The following is an 18,027-nucleotide window of genomic DNA, read 5'->3' on the forward strand; positions in this document are numbered from 1 at the left end:
GGAAACTCTTGGATTTAATGTATGGAATTTATCTATTTCTTATAGCGTATAAATACAATGATTTGGTAATTTGTAAAGTAAATATAACAACATCTAGGGTGGGGGAGATCATCTTGAGTTTTGTCAACAAGAAAGCAGGGGGAGCAGGAGAGTATGTCACGAGCATATTTTCTTCCTCCCCCCCTGCTCTCTTCAATGAGATTACTATTAATTGCACAGCCCCTAGCATAGCGAATGCGATGGGCTACGGCGGGGCGGAGCATCGTCGCTCATGCCACAGGTTGTAGACTCCGCCAATTACCCATGACACCTGAAAGAGTTTGGCAAGCAATTCATGCTTGATTTCTACCAACAACTAGCCGCAGCCTTAAAACAAGGTGCTGTAGTTTTAGCCACTGTCACCAGTACCACAGGTTCCGTACCCAGAGAAGTCGGCGCGAAAATGTTCATCAGTACCGATGGCAAAACTTACGGTACAGTTGGCGGCGGTGCAGGAGAAGGCAAAGTTTATCAAACAGCCTTGCAAGTATTAGCTACTGGTGCAAAACAATTGGTGGAAATTGATTTATCTGGCGCATCCCATCGCGAAATTCAAGGCGTTTGTGGTGGCACAATGTTGGTATGGTTGGAGTTATGGTCTGGTGATCACAGCTTAAACTTAGTTAACCAAATTATCGATAGTTTAACATCTGGGAAATCGGCGACAATTATTACGCCGTTAAATTTAGATGAACAACCCTATTTAGCAACAGATAATATTCCCGATTTACCCCAGTTAAACAATAATATTTTAATTGAACCATTACTACCACCACCAACATTATTAATTATTGGTGCTGGACATATAGCTGTTTTTCTAGCCAAGATTGCCAAAATAGCAGGTTTTCAAATCATTGTACAAGACGATCGCCCAGATTTCGCCACCCAAGAAAGATTCCCTGACGCTGCTTTGGTATTAGCAAAACCCATCCAGGAAATTCCGAAAATTATCCAACAAATTCCTAATTTATATATTGCCTTAGTCACTAGAGGTTACTTACAAGATTTAGAAGCATTACCTATACTCAGTCAAATTAATGCACAATACATTGGGATGGTTGGTAGCCAAAAACGAGTCCGTACAGTTTACAAAACTTTAGATAATCAGAGTGAATTCCACAAAATATATGCACCCATTGGTTTAGATATTGGTGCTTTAACGCCAGAAGAAATCGCAGTTAGTATCTGTGCGGAATTAATTAAAGTGCGTCGCGGTGGTACTGGTTTATCGTTATCTGAAAACATTAATTAGATCTTGTAGGGTGCGTCAGTGCAAGAAAACCTAGCTGTACCAAGAAATTATTTATACTGACGCACCCTACGAATGTGGTATTTGGTAAGTCCTGATATTTACCTACTCTTTACAAAAAATTAGCAAATACTTTGTGGCTAACACAGTATAATCTCTATTGTTTAGTGTAAATTCGCACTTATTTTTATTTGTACACATATAAATACGGAAAGCTGATTACTTCAATTTTTCGGATTTACATGGTTGTTTGTCATGTGGATTCAAACTCGAAGCTTTGTGAGGTAACACCTGGCAACGTCTCTGGTTCATCCACAAATTGACAAATAATCAGGATTGAAGGCATTTATAGCATCAATCAAACAGTACCTCAAAAAGTGCAGACGCTTTCTCATAGCGATGTAACCAGACACTAGGGTGGGAATCCCAAATGTATAACGAATTGAACGTTTTTGACCAAGGTAACTCCTCCCTTGCTCCTCAAAATTCACCTTTGGATCAATCTTTATTTCCGTCGCCTGAAAAACTGGGAGGACTGCTTTCTGAAAATATAGAGATTCCGGCACCTACGCCTACAACCCTAGTACCGAATTTCCCTATTCACACTAATCTTTCTGGGTTACATTCGCTAGTAGATCCTCTGGTGGAAACATCACCAGCAGTTAATTTGGTTAACGAAATTGTTGGGACAGGTGGACGTGATGTTTTAACAGGTACACCATTGAGCGATCGCATTATTGGCGGGTTTGGTGCAGACATCATCACAGGGGGATTGGGTAGTGATATCTTCGTTTATCAAAGCATCAGGGATGCAGGTGATACCATCACCGACTTTGAACTAAGAATAGATGCCTTTGATTTTAGTACAGTATTAAGCAGTGTAGGATATCAAGGTTTAAACCCCATAGCTGATGGTTACATCAAATTCAACACCTATGCAAATGGTACAGTCATCCTTTTAGATACCGATGGTCACGGTTCACTTTCTCCCAGACCATATATATATGTAGAAAACGTCACCCCAGAAGAACTTAGTAGCTATCCCAATCACTTTATTCCCAATCCTGGAGAACCACCACAAATCCAAGCCAGGTTAATCAATGATACCGGAATTAGTGAGAGCGATCGCCTCACCTTTGACCCCAGTATTAACGGGACAATCAACTTCACCAGTGATTTAGTTAGTTTTCAAGCCGGGTTAAACGCTCAACCAATCACAGCAGACATTCTCGACAGCTTACAATCAGATGGCACATTTGTCTTAACCGCAGCACAACTAGCACAAATTAATGGTGGGACACTCAACGATGGAGCTTACACCTTAAAACTTCAAGCCGCAGATAGCAAAGGCAATCTTTCTAGTGTTTATACTATAGAGTTTGTATTAGATACAACACCACCAATATTTAACCTACAACTCGATCCAGACTTTGATTCTCCACCAATAGGGGATTTGCAGACGACATTTCCCATAGTCAACTTAGTGGGAACAACAGAACCAAACATTACTGTCACCCTACAAACCACAGGATTAAGTACCACTGCTAATGAATTAGGACAGTTTACCTTTAGTGATGTTTCCCTAGAGTTAGGAAGTAATCTGTTTACTGTAGTAGCGACAGATTTAGCAGGAAATCAAGGAGAATTTAGTCAAACATTCCAGCTATTACCCCAGCAAGTTAACCAACCACCGACAGCGTTAAATCTGAGTAACAATATCATCGCTGAGAATGTACCAGATAATAATCTCATTGGCACATTTACCACAGATGACCGTGACACCGCCGATATTCATACTTACACCTTGGTAAATGGGGAAGGTGATACAGATAACACAGCATTTACCATCGTTGATAATGAACTAAGAATCATCGACTCGCCAGACTTTGAAACCCAGTCTGTATATAGCATCCGGGTGAAAACAACAGACGTGGGTGGATTGTTCTTTGAACAGATATTTACTATTAATATCGCTGATATCAATGAAGCGCCAACGGATATTCTACTGGATGGGGATAGTGTAGAGGAAAATGTAGTTGGTGCGGTAGTAGGGACAATTTCAGTCATTGACCCCGATACAATCCCTGCTTTTTTAAACAACACTGTCACTGTCAATGATAATCGCTTTGAAGTGGTCATCGACAACGGGACGCTTCTATTGAAACTCAAAGATGAGCGCAGCTTAGATCACGGAGTCGAAACTACAGTTAACCTAACCCTCACAGCTACAGATGCCAGTGATAGTTCCCTTACTTACAGCAAAAACTTTATTATCAATGTCAATGAAAATATTCCACCTCCAGATATTAATGCAACTCTTGCTAATGATACTGGAGTTAGTAACAGCGATCGCCTGACTTTTAACCCCACTGTCATTGGACAAACACAAGGTGCAACTGCTTTACTAGGGAATCTCAACGGCAATGGTTTTGTTGATATTAGCAATGCTTTAAATGAAGATGGTAGTTTTACCATCTTTTTAGCAGAGTACGAAATCTTAGGTAACGGTGCTTTACCAGATGGGGAATACAGCCTGGAATTAAAAGCTATAAATAGCACTGGTCAAGAATCTGACATAGCAATAGTAAACTTTATCCTTGACCTCACACCCCCTCCTGTAGATTTTGCTTTAGCTCCTGAAAGTGATACGGGAGTTTTAGGAGATGGTATTACCACGGAAAGATTTGTCACTCTGTTAGGACAAACTGAGCCAGAGTTAACCGTAGTATTGTTAGAAACCGAACAAATCACTACATCAGATAGTCAAGGCAACTTTAGCTTTAGTGATGTGACCATGCCAGTGGCAGGTCAAGCCCCATTTACAGTCATAGCAGTAGATTTAGCAGGAAATCAAGGGCGATCGCTGCAATTTTTCACCAGGGAAGGAATTAACGGCGCACCAGAGATTATCAGTACCCCTGAAACGATATTTGATACTGCAAACCAAACAACCTACACTTATGAAATCATCGCCATTGACCCCGATAATGATCCGCTTACCTATACCCTGCTGAATATCGTACAAGGGACGGAGATTGATGAAAATGGCATACTTCGTTTCACACCTTCAGGAATTTTGCAACCTTCCTATAACTTCAGTGTAGAAGTCAGTGATCGTCGTGGGCGGACAGATACTCAAACTTTTACTGTAGAAATTCCTAATTTTATTGAAAACCGTCCTCCTGAGTTCACTTCCTCACCGATTATTGAGGGCAAGATTGGCACAGAATATAGCTATCAACCCACAGCCATCGACCCTGACGGAGATTCATTAATTTTCTCCTTGATTGCAGCACCTGATGGTTTAACCATTGAAGTGGAAACAGGACTTCTGTTGTGGAATCCCATTAATGAACAGTTAGGAGATAACACAGTCATCATTCAAGTGAGTGATGCGGGAGGCTTAAAAGATACTCAATCTTTTACAATTACAGTTCAAGACAGACTCATAAATAACGCCCCGATTTTTGTTAGCGATCCCATCACTGATTTTGCCATAGCAGTTCCCAACACAGCTACAGGAAATGTCAACCCGGAACTGATTTCCTTGAGCCTTGCTAATGGAGAAACAACCACAATACCAATATCTTTAAGGCTACCAAGTGGGGGAATATCCACTGGCGGACAAGCAGACATTGTATTTGTAGTGGATGAATCTGGTTCAATGGCAGAGGAGCATGATTGGCTCACTGACATGGTGCTGGAATTGGATGCAGCACTGCAAACACGGGGGATTACAGATAATCGTTATAGTTTGATTGGTTATACTAACCAAACTCGAATTTTTAACCTAGCAGACCAAACCCAGGTTTCAGTATATGGACCTAGTAATCAGTTAGTTGCTTCTGGTAGCTTTGGAGCATTCATTAGTAACCCTCAACTAAAATTTAACTTGTCAGCCGATGGTACTTACACAGTTGTTATCAATCCGACAGGAACATCAGTGTTGCCGATTGAGTATAACTTGAATGCCGTTTTAACTGATCCTACAGAAATTGCCTTAACTAATTTCAATACTCCATTTTTTGGCACTGTTGCGCCTCAAGCTCAAGAAACCTTGACATTTGATGCACCTGCGGGGACTCAGATTTTCTTTGATGGTTTAAATTCTAGTGCTGTTAATGATATTCGCGCCCGTTTAGTAGGTCCCAATGGTAATAACATTTTTAATAATGTGCGTCTTAGCGACGACAACGGACCCCATTTATTGTCAACAGAGGGTACTTATTCACTGATTGTGACTGGGGGAAATGCTGGGGGAAATTTTGGATTCCAACTACTAGAGTTTAATTCGGCGGCTACAGAGATTGTTCTGAATACTGAGATAACTGGCACGATTTCCTCTGGACTTGTTACAGAAGTCTTTCAATTTAATGCCACAGCAGGACAACGACTTTATTTTGATTCAGCCGCTAATCAATCGATTACAGCAGCTATTTATTCCCCAGATAATCGCCTCCTAGGAAGCAATACTTCTTTACGAGACTTTACAGCGACTGTTCCCAGCACTGGAACCTATACCTTGATACTTCGTAGTACCAGCAACAACCCAGTTAACTACAACTTTAGGCTAGTAACTCCAGAAACGCAGCAAGCAACGTTAGCAATTGGAGATATTGTCACTGGAAACCTAGGAGAAGCCGGGGAGGAAGATATTTACTTCCTGGAAGGCACGGCTGGACAACGCATTTGGTTCGATGGTTTGAGTGCAGATTCAACCAGTATGGTGGCTCAATTAGTAAGTCCGACAGGGGTACAAATATTTGGTAATACTAGAAGCGATCGCAATTCCAACCAATTGATTTTACCAGAGTCAGGTATCTATTCTTTAGTCATCAGTGGTGCAGATCAAATCGGTAATTACAGCTTCCAAGTGCTGGATTTCATTACTAACGCCACCGATATCACCTCTGAAGTTGCTACATCAACAGAAATCAATGTCACATTTGATGTGGCTTTACAAACTCAGCTTTACACCTTTGCTGGAACAGCAGGGCAACAACTCGTTTTTGATTCTATCTCTGGCTCAGTCGCCGGCAATTGGCAATTACACGCACCAGATAATACAAGATTAGCGCAAGCATCCATCAGTAATAACTTAACTGTTGCTTTACCAACGGACGGAATTTATACCCTCTTATTAGAAAGGAATAGTAGTGGTTCCTTTACTTTTAAAGTATCTGAACAAATCATTGAAGAAACTACTATTACCCTTGGCAATACCATATCTGGAACTGTAGGAAGTACAGAAGAAAAAGATATTTATCGTTTTTCTGGGAATGCTGGACAGCGCATTCGATTTGATGGGTTGGCTTCAGACTCCTTTAATATAAGTGTCCGTTTGGCAAGTCCAACTGGTCAAACCCTGTTCAATTCAATCCGCGCTGATAGGGATTCAGGAATAGTCACACTCCCGGAAACTGGGACATACCACATTATTGTCAATGGTAATAACGTTAGTGGGAATTATAGCTTCCGGTTATTAGATATCGCTGATGCCAATTCTCTGACATTGGGAGTCGATGTCAACAGTACCATCACTCCAGGATTGGCAACAGAACTTTATACCTTTGAAGGCATGGCAGGTCAAAAACTGCTGTTTGACATGATTGCCGTGAGTAACTCCTTTGGTGGTAATTGGAGTCTTTATGGCCCCACTGCTAACGAATTTATAGCCAGAAATACCCGCTTAGATGATTTCACTGCCGTCTTACCCACTGATGGGACTTATACCTTATTAATTGAAGGCAGCAGTAACAATCCCATCAGTTACACCTTTAACGTTACAGATATCAGCACCCCCACCAGTATTATTACTCCCAGTGGCTTTGGTAGTATTCGTACAGGGACTTTAACTGCTTCAAATCAAGAAGATATCTTCACTTTTGATGCACCTGCTGGCACTCGTATTGTCTTTGATGGATTGACAGCATCTTCCAACAATCTACGCGCTCGATTAGTAGCCCCAGATGGCAGTCTACTTTTATCTAATCAGCAATTAACTAATGATTTTGCTCGGCTATTAATATTACCAGAATCGGGAACTTACTCTGTTGCCGTCACCACAATTGGGGCGTTAGGAGATTACAGTTTCCGTATTCTGAACATAGATGATGCAACACCATTGCCTTTAGATACTGTCTTTAATGGAAGCCTTAGTATCGGTCGGGGTAGAGATATCTATAAATTCACAGGGACAGCAGGGCAACAGCTATTTTTCGATGGCATTTCTGCAACGGGTGGTTCGGGTAGCTGGCGATTGTATAGTCCAGAGCATATCCAACTAGGTGAAAGTAGTATAACTAATAACTTCACCGCTACACTTCCCGCAGATGGCACTTATATTGTGATGTTTGATGGTACGAGTGCTAATGCTTTTAACTTTAGTGTGCAGGTAGTAAATGTAGAAATTCCAGAATCAACATTAACTATCGGGGAAACCATCTCTGGCTCATTAACCAAAGTCGGTCAACAAGACATTTATCGATTTAATGCTAATGCTGGGCAACGGATTCTATTTGATGGACTGGGTTCTACAACTTTAAATGCTAATGCCCGCTTGGTTAGTCCTACTGGTGTGCAAGTATTGGGTAATACCCGGAGCGATCGCAATTCCAATCCTCTAATTTTAACCGAATCCGGTGAATATTCTCTGATCATTACCGCAGGCGAGCGCACAGACAACTACAGTTTCCGACTGCTCGACCTGGACACAGCAACAACTACCATTGACTTAAATAATTTAGTTAACGGGACAATTTCTGGTTTAGCAACAGATGTTTATCAGTTCATCGGAAATGCCGGACAAGAACTGTTCTTTAATGCTTTAACAGGTACTAACTCTGTTTCATGGACACTTTTAGGATCTGGTAATGCCGACCTTGGTAATCGTTCCTTCCCGCAAGATTTCTCTGCGGTACTCCCTGGTGATGGCACTTATACACTGTTACTAAATAGTAATAGTGCTAATCCAGTTAACTTCAGCTTGGAAATTGTCACACACCAAAGGGCAACAGTGGCGATTAATTATGGCGAAGTAATTACAGGGGATTTAAGTCAACCAGGGGAGACGGACATTTACCAATTTACTGGGGTAGCCGGTCAACAAATTTGGTTTGATGGCTTAGAATCAACCGCATCAGCTATTGAAGTGGCACTGGTGAGTCCTTCAGGTACTCGCATCTTTGATCGTTTGAGGGTTGATAGGGATAATGCAACTCCCTTCACTCTCTTTGAATCAGGTACTTATTCCTTGGTGATTAACAGTGGAGTCAGAAATCCAGGAGACATAACTGGTGACTATAGCTTCCAAGTTTTAGAGATTATACCAAATCTGACTGTACCAAATGACTTGACTGGGAAAATTGTGCTTCCTAGTGAGTCACAAGTCTTTCAGTTTGCAGGGATGAGTGGACAAAAACTTATTATTAAACCTAATGAGGGAATTTTTGGCACTGCTGCTCAACTATCCAATGCCACAAATTCATTGAGTATCTCTCAAGGGGGAACAGAAGATGGTTATTTGGGAATTAATGCTGCTCTGCAATTACCTTTTCGTGAAGACGCAATTGCTAATATAATTTTGGTCACTGATGAAGACCGGGCTATTGTTAATAATAGTCTAAACTTGGAGAATATTTTAGCTCAACTAATTAACAAAGATATTCTTTTAGATGCAGTTGTCAATGCTATATTTATTGACGAATTAGGTAATAATCCTTTAGGGGTTGATGCTAATAGATTATCTTATATTCCTGATGGTTCAGGCGGTTTTATTACCACCAATGGAGGCAAATTTTCTTTTGCACCACCAGTATTTCTTGGTAGTAATTTCGATGTCAAAGAAGACTATATCGATTTAGTTTGGGCAAATGATGGTGTAGCATGGGATTTGAATCAGCTAAGAGAAGGTGGTGATAATGCTGTTTCCTTTACTCAAGCTTTTGTCAACAGAAAAGCACAAGATATTAATGAACAATTAGCAATTACTCTGTTAGTCACTGACCCTAATTTGAATGTCGAAAACCTAACTGGCCCCATTTTTGGAGTAAATCCTGGTAGTACAGTTAATTTTGACACTCAGATCACTGGAGATGGACTAGCTCGGAGTTTTGAAATTTTCTTTGTGCGACCGGAAACGGGGTTTGTTCTAGGTTCAATTCCTGTTTCAATTAATCAGAATTACTTTTACCTTGCTCAAGCCATCGACCCAGATGGAGACCCTATTACCTATAGTCTGGTGAATGCACCCACCGGAGCCACAATAAATGCTACAACAGGACGGATTGATTGGACACCTCCGACTACGGGTTTATACCAGTTTGAAGTTGCTGTGACAGACGATCGCAGAGCGCAAACAATTCAAAGCTATCAAGTTCAAGTCGTTGCAGCTGGCGGAGAGAATACAGCACCCATAATTACCTCAACTGCACCTGAAACCATCAGAATTGGGCAAAATCTCACTTACCAAGTCACCGCCACTGATGCAGAAAATGATCCGCTAACTTTCTTCTTAGCAGAAGCACCAGAAGGGGTAAGTGTTGCTCTCGACACAGGTTTACTTACCTGGAATCCTACCAAAGATCAAATCGGTGAGCAGACAATTACTGTCAAGGTGGTCGATAGTCGGGGTGGTTCAGATACTCAAAGCTTTGTAATTGCAGTTAACGAGAACCAAAAACCAATCTTTAGTTCTAATCCTGTTCGACTGGGGAATCCTAATCAACTCTATGAATATGATGTAAATGCCATTGATCCTGAAGGAACAACTATTACTTACAGTTTGCGTCCTGGTAGTCCTGATGGTATAACTATTGACCCAGAAACAGGATTAATTCAATGGCTACCAACAACAGAACAAGTGGGACAGTTCCCCATTACAGTATTTGCTACCGATGCAGAAGGTGAGCGATCGCAACAATCGTTCTTCTTAAATATAGGCACACCCGGTGCCATTGATGACGGCGGTACAGGTGACGGTGGTAATGGTAATGGTGGAACTGATACAGCACTCCCACAAGTCAATCTAGGATTTAACAGTAACGTTATTAACCTAGGAGATACTCTTAGCTTACAAATTCAGGGATTTGATAGTACGGGACTAGCAAACCTTGATTTATCAGTTAATGGCACTTCCTTAACTTTAAATTTAGAAAATATTCAACCAGGGGAAATCTACACCGCTTCCTTTACCCCAGATCGCGCCGGATTATTTGAAGTGATAGCAACTGCAACTGATGTAGTAGGAAATACCACCACCAAAACAAATATCATCAGGGTAGTCGATCCTAATGATCAAGAAGCCCCAACAGTGGAATTAGACCTGAGTGGATTTGACCCCCTTAACTCGGTCATCACCAACCTGACGAATATTGTGGGAACCATTAATGATCCCAACTTAGAATTTTATCGGGTTGAGCTTGCACCCATTAACTTGATCAATCTGCGTAATCTCGCCGCTAATGACCCAGATTACATCACTATTGCTCAGGGTAAGGGTGATATTAGTGATGGTGTATTGGCTCAAATTGACCCCAGTTTATACCGCAATGATACTTATTATTTGAGGGTCTATGCCCAAGACTATAGCGGTAATATTAACGTGCAAGGGGTAATATTAGGCATTAACACCCAGACAAAACCCGGTGAATTTAGCTTAGGCTTTACCGATTTATCTGTACCCCTGACCGGCATTCCCATTGAAATTACTCGCAACTATAGCAGTCTTGATACTGGTTTCCTCGGTGACTTTGGCTATGGGTGGAATTTAGGAATGCAAGATGCCCAAATTGTCGAAGCTTCCCCAGATGGACGGGATTTGACTTTAGATAATTTCTTTGGTGGTAACTCCTTTACAGTCGGGACTCGTGTTAGCTTAACTACCCCAGACGGGCGCAGAGTTGGCTTTACTTTTGAGCCTGTGGTAGATTTTGTCGGATTCTTCTTTGGCGCAAGATATGCACCTTATTTCCGACCAGATCCAGGAGTTTATGAAACCTTAGAAGTTCCAGATTTCCCCCTCAGTGTCAGAAGTGATGGTTCAGTCGGTCTCTACATATTTTCTGGCTTTACCTACAATCCTAGTGAATATATCCTCACTACCAAGGATGGGACAAAGTACACTTATGACCAATATCAGGGATTACAGACAATAAAAGACCGCAATGATAACACCCTCACTTACACTGATGCGGGAATCTTCAGTTCCACTGGGCAATCAATCACCTTTGAGCGAGATACCCAAGGACGGATTACGGAAATCATTGATCCTGATGGTAACTCCCTCATCTACACTTATGATGTCCAAGGCAATTTAACTGGATTTACTGACCGCACCAATAACGAAACTACCTTTAAATATGAAGGCGATCGCCCCCATTATTTAACTGAAATCATTGACCCGTTAAATAGAAATGCTGTCCGCACAGAATACGACAACAGGGGACAAATTAGCCGGATATTTGATGCTGATGGTAATGCCATTGATATTAACTATGATTCGGCTGCATCACGCCAAACCATTAAAGATCCCTTTGGTAATTCCACTACCTTTGTCTTTGATGCTCGTGGTAATGTCGTCAGCGAAATCGATGCCCTCAATGGAGTAACAACAAGAACTTACGACAACAATAATAACCTCCTAACTGTAACTGACCCTGAAGGCAATACCAATACTTATACTTACGACAGTCGCGGTAATATACTGACCGAAACTGATGGAGAAGGTAACACCAAACGCTATACCTACAATGCTCGTAATGACATCCTGACCGAAACTGACGCGCTAGGTAACATCACCACCTACACCTATGACGCTAATGGAAATCTCACCAGTCGTCGAGATGCGTTAAGCAATTTTACCACTTATAAATATGGTTTATACGGTTTGTTGACTGAGGTGGTTGACGCTAACAGTCAAACCAGTACCTTTGGCTACGATGTTTATGGTAATCTCACTGAATTAGTCGATCCCACCGGAGCAAAATTCCAATTTACTTATGATCGCAATGGAAGAGTAACCAGCGTTATTGACGCATTAGGGGCAATTACTAACTACATTTATGATGCTCAAGGACGCTTAATTGAACAAACAGACCCCGAAGGAAACGCTTGTGGTTGTGGAACTAGGGGTATTACTCGTACAGAATACAACGCCGCCGGTGAGAAAATCGCTGAAATTGATGCCTTGGGGCGACGAACAGAATACCGTTACAATGAGCGGGGATTATTAGTAGCAATCATCTATCCCGATGCAACGCCTGATGATTTGAGTGATAATCCGAAAATTCAAAATGAATACGATGCTTTAGACCGCTTAATTACCAGCGTTGATGAATTAGGACGTAAAACTCACTATATTTATGACGCATTAGGGCGACAAATTGAGATTATCTATCCTGATAGCACTCCAGAGGATTTAAGCGATAATCCCAGGATTAAGACGGAATACGACAAAGCAGGACGTATGATTGCCGAAATTGATGAATTAGGCAACCGCACTGAGTACAGATATGATCAAGCAGATCGTCTAATTAACTTAACTAATGCCCTGAATGAATTCACCACTTATGCTTATGATGCCAGTGGGCGAATGATTTCTATGACAGATGAGTTAGGAAGAAGGACGAATTATGCTTATGATGGCTTAGATCGACTGATTAGCACCACTTATGCCAATAGTGCGGTAATGACAATGACTTACGACTCATTAGGACGAGTCATTGCTCAAACTGATCTGGCAGGAAATACCACCAGTTACGAATATGATCCATTGGGACAGCTCACGGCGGTTGTAGATGCTTTAGATCAACGTACTGAGTATAAATATGATGCCGTAGGTAACTTAGTCGAACAGAAAGACGCTAACGGAAACATTACCCGGTTTGAATACGATAGTTTACGCCGTCGCACTGCCATGATTCTGCCTTTGGGTCAGCGCAGTGAAATGAACTACGATAAAGTCGGCAATCTAGTCATCATGACTGATTTTAACGGAGTGGATAGCACTTTCGGTTATGATGAGCGCGATCGCCTGATTACAAAATCCTTCTCTGATGGTACACCTACAGAAACCTTTACTTATACCCTCACAGGAGAGTTAGCCACTGTTAGCGATAATCGAGGGGTGACAAGTTTCGGGTATGATGAACGCGATCGCCTGTTATTCCGCACTGAACCAGATGGCCGCACAATTAGCTACACCTATGATTTAGCAGGTAATATTCTCACCCTCGCCGTACCTTCAGGGACAACCAGGTATACCTATGATCCACTAAATCGCATTAATACAGTTATTGATCCTGATAGTGGCATCACCCGTTACACTTACGATGCAGTAAGCAACTTAATTAAGACAGAATTCCCCAACAGAATTACAGAAAATCAACAATACGACCTTTTAAATCGCCCAACTTATGTAGAAAATCGTAATTCAACAGATATTCTTTCCAGTTATACCTACACTCTTGATGCAATGGGTAATCGTATCAAGGTTGAGGAACACAATGGGCGTATTGTTGAATACAATTATGATGACCTTTACCGTCTCACCCAAGAGAAAATTACAGATATTGTTGCTGGGAATAAAACGGTTGAATACAAATTCGACTCTGTTGGTAACCGTTTACAACGTATTGACTCAGTAGAAGGAACAACAACTTATACTTATGATGCCAATGACCGATTGCTAGAGGAAATTCTAGGCGGTAAAGTAACTCAATATCAATATGATGCTAGAGGTAATCTCACAGCTAAGGTAGAAAATGGGGAAACTTTAGCAGAATATGAATGGAATGCCAAGGGTGAATTAGTAGCTGTTGAAGTTACAGAAAATGGTGCCACAGGACGCACTGAATTTGAATACGATTATCAAGGTATTCGAGTAGCAATTAATATTGATGGCGAAGAAACGCGATTTTTAATTGATACAAATCAACAGCAATATGCCCAAGTAATTGAAGAATATCAAGCTAATGGTACGGTTAACACTTCTTATGTGCATGGATGGGATTTAATTTCTCAAGCAGATGCAGATGGAAGAATCTATTACCAAATGGATGGATTAGGTAGTACCCGCCTATTAACCGATAATGATGGAGCTATATTGGCTGAATATGATTATGATGCCTACGGTAATTTAACTCGTAAAGAAGGGGATGCTGATAATAATTATCTGTTTGCAGGGGAGCAGTTTGATGAGTCTGTAGATGGGTATTATTTACGAGCAAGGTATTATGATCCTGCAACGGGGCGATTTGTTTCGACTGATCCATTTCAGGGGTATTTAGATCAATCCGTGACATTGCATGATTATCTTTATACTGGTAATAACCCTGTTAATTTTGTAGATCCATCTGGATTCATTGCTGCTATAGAATATTCAGCTCTTAATAAAAGAGCGCCTTTACTTGCTTCAGCTATAAGATGTCTTGGTGGTCAAGTTCTGACAAATGTCGCAGAGACAGGTGTATACATCATTTTGACAGAGGTTCTTCCTTACGTTGGTCAGAGCAAAACTGTAAATAAGCGATCTCAACGAAGTGTCAATAGAATTGCCAAGAAGGCCGGAGAAGTTGTTGAACTAGTTAGAGTTGAGTTCCCCAAAGCCGTTAGCAAAAGAGATAGAGAGATAGTTGAACAAGCAATTATTCTTTTCTATCGTGGACTTGGGCAAGATACTCTCAATCAAGTTAATCCTGTAGGAGGAAGACCTGAAGACTTCAAAAAAGCTGTAAAGATGATCGATAATGTTTTTGATAAAATTCGTCGAGGAATTTGTTAGTATAATTACTTAGGCTTTTAAGTGCGATTGCTAACCTATTCTACACGCATTTAGAAAGAGCGTTAGTGTTAGCTTACCGTAGGCGATCGCCATGATCAGCTTGTGGAGAATGAGAGCGATCGCGGTTTGAGGGTGAATCAACTTGAATTACGATCGCTTTTTAGCTTCTGGGGAGAGTGCGATTTCTGTTTTTTTTCGGTGTAGCGATCGTGTTTTGGTTGCTGAAGATAGTGCGATCGCTACTTGAAATAGAGAAAATTTGAATTGTGATCGCAAAGTTCAATCTGAAAGCGATCGCCATTGTGTATTTATGAAAAATAGGAGCAATCTAGATGATGAGTTCTATACTTAAATTACCTGTTACATATTATTTTTGTAACAACTCGAAAAATGTTTCTTTATCAATACCAATGTCTTGAATCATTCCCATGAAAGTACCTTGTTTTAGGTCTTTTCCAGAATGAATAGGAACGACAACTCGATTCCCCTGGACATTCTTGTAAATGGCATGACTACCCTTTTGGCGATCAAGATAAAAACCTAATTCTTCAATTACTTTAATAAAATCTTTAGCTTTTATACTAGGAAAATTACTCATACTATAATGGTTAATGGCTTAACAATTAAATCTTCTTTAGGGATAGGTTGATGATCAGCCATTAAACTTTCAAGATATAATTCAATAGCTTCTGTAATATTCTCAACAGCTTCTTCAAAAGTATCGCCTTGAGAGTGACAGCCCTTGAGAACAGGACAAAAAGCGTGATAGCCACCATCTTGTTCTTTTTCCAGAAGAACCGTATAATTGTAAAGTTTCTTACTGCTGTTTTCCATATATCTTCACCTTTTTTGACAGCTACTAATTTTGAGGTTAAACCTTCTCTATTATCATATCTATCCTGGTGATTATAGCGATTATTATGGATGCAAAACACGAGTGCGTTAGCGGTAGCTTACCGTAAGTATCGCCTCTGTTCAAAAAACTATCACTGTAACGCACTTTGATATTGAATTTTATCTGTGGTTGGTGCGACGATGCTCCGCCCCGCCGTAGGCGATCGCTTGTAGGTTGCCTTAATTAATGAAATGTAACTCACCATTTAAAATAGGAAGTAGGGAAGGATTTGCATAGCGGCGGTAGTTTTACCAGAACCCTTTGCACCAACGATAAGGTACAGGTTAGGCATTATTATAGGACTGAATTAAACCCAAAATTACATCTCAGCATTAAACGAAAATTGTCAAACTTTGCTCTGATTTTAGCGGCGGGTAAATCTACTCGTATGGGTACTTGTAAAACTTCACTACCTTGGGGTGGTAAAACCTTATTAACTTATCAAATAGAACAATGGTTAAGTATAGGTTTTACGCCTGTTGTAGTGTTAGGTTTACATAATGCTGACAGACAAAAAGATTGTCTTGTCGGTAGTTTAACTGTAATTAATCCTCATAGCCATGCTGGGAAAACAACTTCTATTCTCACAGGCTTAGAACATATTCCGCCAGACTTGGAAATTTTAGCAATTTCCGCAGTTGATCAACCCAGAGAATCAGACATTTATCAGAGGTTAGTACAAACACATCAAGATAATTCTGCCTTGATTACTGCACCTACCTATCAAGGAAAAATGGGGCATCCATTGTTGTTTGGAAATAGGATGCGATCGCACTTAACAAATATCCAAGAAGCAACCCTAGGTTTACGTCACATTATCCAAGAATTTTACAGCGTCATTCACAAAGTTGAATTTGATCATCCGGCTGTATTGCTTGATATTAACACACCAGATGTATATCAAGCCCAACTTTTCAATTAAAACAATAAAGCACTGGCTTAGATGAAATTGTCAAATTTGATGTTGCTAACTGGAAAGATGAATTGGTTTCACGCAGAGACACAGAAAGCAAGAGCTTGAGATGGTAATTTTTATATTTGATATTTAAACCATCTCAAATTCTAATTGTTGATTCTTGAGAAAATCATGGGTGAAATGATCTACTACATTAGTATCAGCCAATTCTAAATTATAAAAATCTACAACATCATGCTCAAAATACGGCCCAGCGTGCCAAGTACCCTCATGTAACTTAATAAAACAATTTCCCGGAATACGAAAAGCAGCCATTTCCTCTAACACTGGTGTATCCAAATCATTGTAAGCAGGACACACCGCAATTAACCAATCCTTCCCTTCTAAAGAACCCAAACATTGCGTACATTGCAGATGGCGAGTAATTTTATGAAACTTTCGCCCACGCTTATTTAACCGCATAATATAAAAGCGTGGCGTACCATTTTCTAAATTTAATTGTGCATCTTCCGCATCAAAAGCTTTACCATCCGCACTTGCAAAAATCACCTGTCCATAACGCCAAAAATTTGCCGATGTTATCCATTCCGCCTGTAATTGCTGCACCATTTGTGATGTATTCATAAAACCCCTCTATCTCCATCTGTGCGTGAGTAAATCCTACTCTCATTCATCAACATCAGCATACCATTCCAACTCACGAGGAATGAGCGACTTAGGAATTAGAGAAGCCTGCTTGTCCCGATCACTAGGTTGCGTATACCACCAAGCCCAAGCAATTAAAACAGCTTGTAAAGGCAGCCGAATCACTTGAAACAAAGTTGAATCTGAATAGGGTATATTTTCAATCTTAATATGATTGACTGCCTGATTGATATTAGCAGGGAAAACCGCAATAAATAACAAAATTACACCCCAAGCCGCAGCTTGACTGACAGGCGGAACTAACAATCCAATCCCACCTAAAATTTCATAAAAGCCACTCAGATAAACTAAGCCTAACGGATAGGGAAGTTGCGGCGGCACAATTTTGACGTATGGTGCTGGGACTGCAAAATGTGTAATTCCAACTATGATCAGAGATACAGCCAAAATCACCCGTAAGAGTTCTTTGTGCTTGTTCATTGATTTCCCTAGATTCTGTATTT

The 18,027-nt window shown here is 40.7% G+C and carries 8 protein-coding genes; 3 read left to right on the forward strand and 5 right to left on the reverse strand.

From position 1 onward, the window contains the following. Window positions 1-334: 334 nt before the first annotated feature. Window positions 335-1,291: an XdhC family protein gene (locus NOS7524_RS08135; RefSeq protein WP_015138008.1), complete on the forward strand. Its 957-nt coding sequence runs from the start codon at window positions 335-337 to the stop codon at window positions 1,289-1,291. 427 nt (window positions 1,292-1,718) lie between these two features. Next, window positions 1,719-15,068, forward strand: coding sequence for a putative Ig domain-containing protein (locus NOS7524_RS08140; protein WP_015138009.1), 13,350 nt, complete (start codon window positions 1,719-1,721; stop codon window positions 15,066-15,068). A gap of 147 nt (window positions 15,069-15,215) precedes the next feature. Here NOS7524_RS08140 and NOS7524_RS30920 read toward each other — a convergent pair whose 3' ends face one another. The 3 genes from NOS7524_RS30920 to NOS7524_RS08150 all read right to left on the reverse strand — a co-directional run bounded on the left by NOS7524_RS30920 (window position 15,216) and on the right by NOS7524_RS08150 (window position 15,902). Then, the gene (locus NOS7524_RS30920; protein ID WP_268741988.1) at window positions 15,216-15,344 is read right to left on the reverse strand and encodes a hypothetical protein; all 129 of its coding nucleotides are present in this window, start codon (window positions 15,342-15,344) and stop codon (window positions 15,216-15,218) included. A 91-nt stretch (window positions 15,345-15,435) separates the two neighbouring features. Next, window positions 15,436-15,666, reverse strand: coding sequence for a type II toxin-antitoxin system HicA family toxin (locus NOS7524_RS08145; RefSeq protein WP_015138010.1), 231 nt, complete (start codon window positions 15,664-15,666; stop codon window positions 15,436-15,438). Further along, a complete protein-coding gene (locus NOS7524_RS08150; RefSeq protein WP_015138011.1) occupies window positions 15,663-15,902 on the reverse strand; it encodes a type II toxin-antitoxin system HicB family antitoxin in 240 nt (79 codons plus the stop codon). Before NOS7524_RS08150 ends, NOS7524_RS08145 begins: the two co-directional genes overlap by 4 nt. Window positions 15,903-16,306: 404 nt before the next feature. On the opposite strand from NOS7524_RS08150, the gene NOS7524_RS08155 reads away from it, so the two are divergent. Then, window positions 16,307-16,885, forward strand: a complete 579-nt coding sequence (locus tag NOS7524_RS08155) for a nucleotidyltransferase family protein (RefSeq protein WP_235622409.1) — start codon at window positions 16,307-16,309, stop codon at window positions 16,883-16,885. A gap of 123 nt (window positions 16,886-17,008) precedes the next feature. On the opposite strand, the gene NOS7524_RS08160 is transcribed toward NOS7524_RS08155, so the two are convergent. Both NOS7524_RS08160 and NOS7524_RS08165 read right to left on the reverse strand, forming a co-directional pair. Beyond that, complete coding sequence (locus NOS7524_RS08160; protein ID WP_015138013.1) at window positions 17,009-17,503, reverse strand: ureidoglycolate lyase; 495 nt, start codon at window positions 17,501-17,503, stop codon at window positions 17,009-17,011. A 42-nt stretch (window positions 17,504-17,545) separates the two neighbouring features. Further along, window positions 17,546-18,004, reverse strand: coding sequence for a DoxX family protein (locus NOS7524_RS08165; protein WP_015138014.1), 459 nt, complete (start codon window positions 18,002-18,004; stop codon window positions 17,546-17,548). Between the last annotated feature and the right edge of the window lie 23 nt (window positions 18,005-18,027).

The sequence above is a fragment of the Nostoc sp. PCC 7524 genome (assembly GCF_000316645.1).
GTDB lineage: Bacteria > Cyanobacteriota > Cyanobacteriia > Cyanobacteriales > Nostocaceae > Trichormus.

Coding starts and splice junctions, on each gene's coding strand:
- NOS7524_RS08135 (WP_015138008.1), top strand. CDS start 335: ATGCTTGATTTCTACCAACAACTAGCCGCAGCCTTAAAACAAGGTGCT.
- NOS7524_RS08140 (WP_015138009.1), top strand. CDS start 1,719: ATGTATAACGAATTGAACGTTTTTGACCAAGGTAACTCCTCCCTTGCT.
- NOS7524_RS08145 (WP_015138010.1), bottom strand. CDS start 15,666: ATGAGTAATTTTCCTAGTATAAAAGCTAAAGATTTTATTAAAGTAATT.
- NOS7524_RS08150 (WP_015138011.1), bottom strand. CDS start 15,902: ATGGAAAACAGCAGTAAGAAACTTTACAATTATACGGTTCTTCTGGAA.
- NOS7524_RS08160 (WP_015138013.1), bottom strand. CDS start 17,503: ATGAATACATCACAAATGGTGCAGCAATTACAGGCGGAATGGATAACA.
- NOS7524_RS08165 (WP_015138014.1), bottom strand. CDS start 18,004: ATGAACAAGCACAAAGAACTCTTACGGGTGATTTTGGCTGTATCTCTG.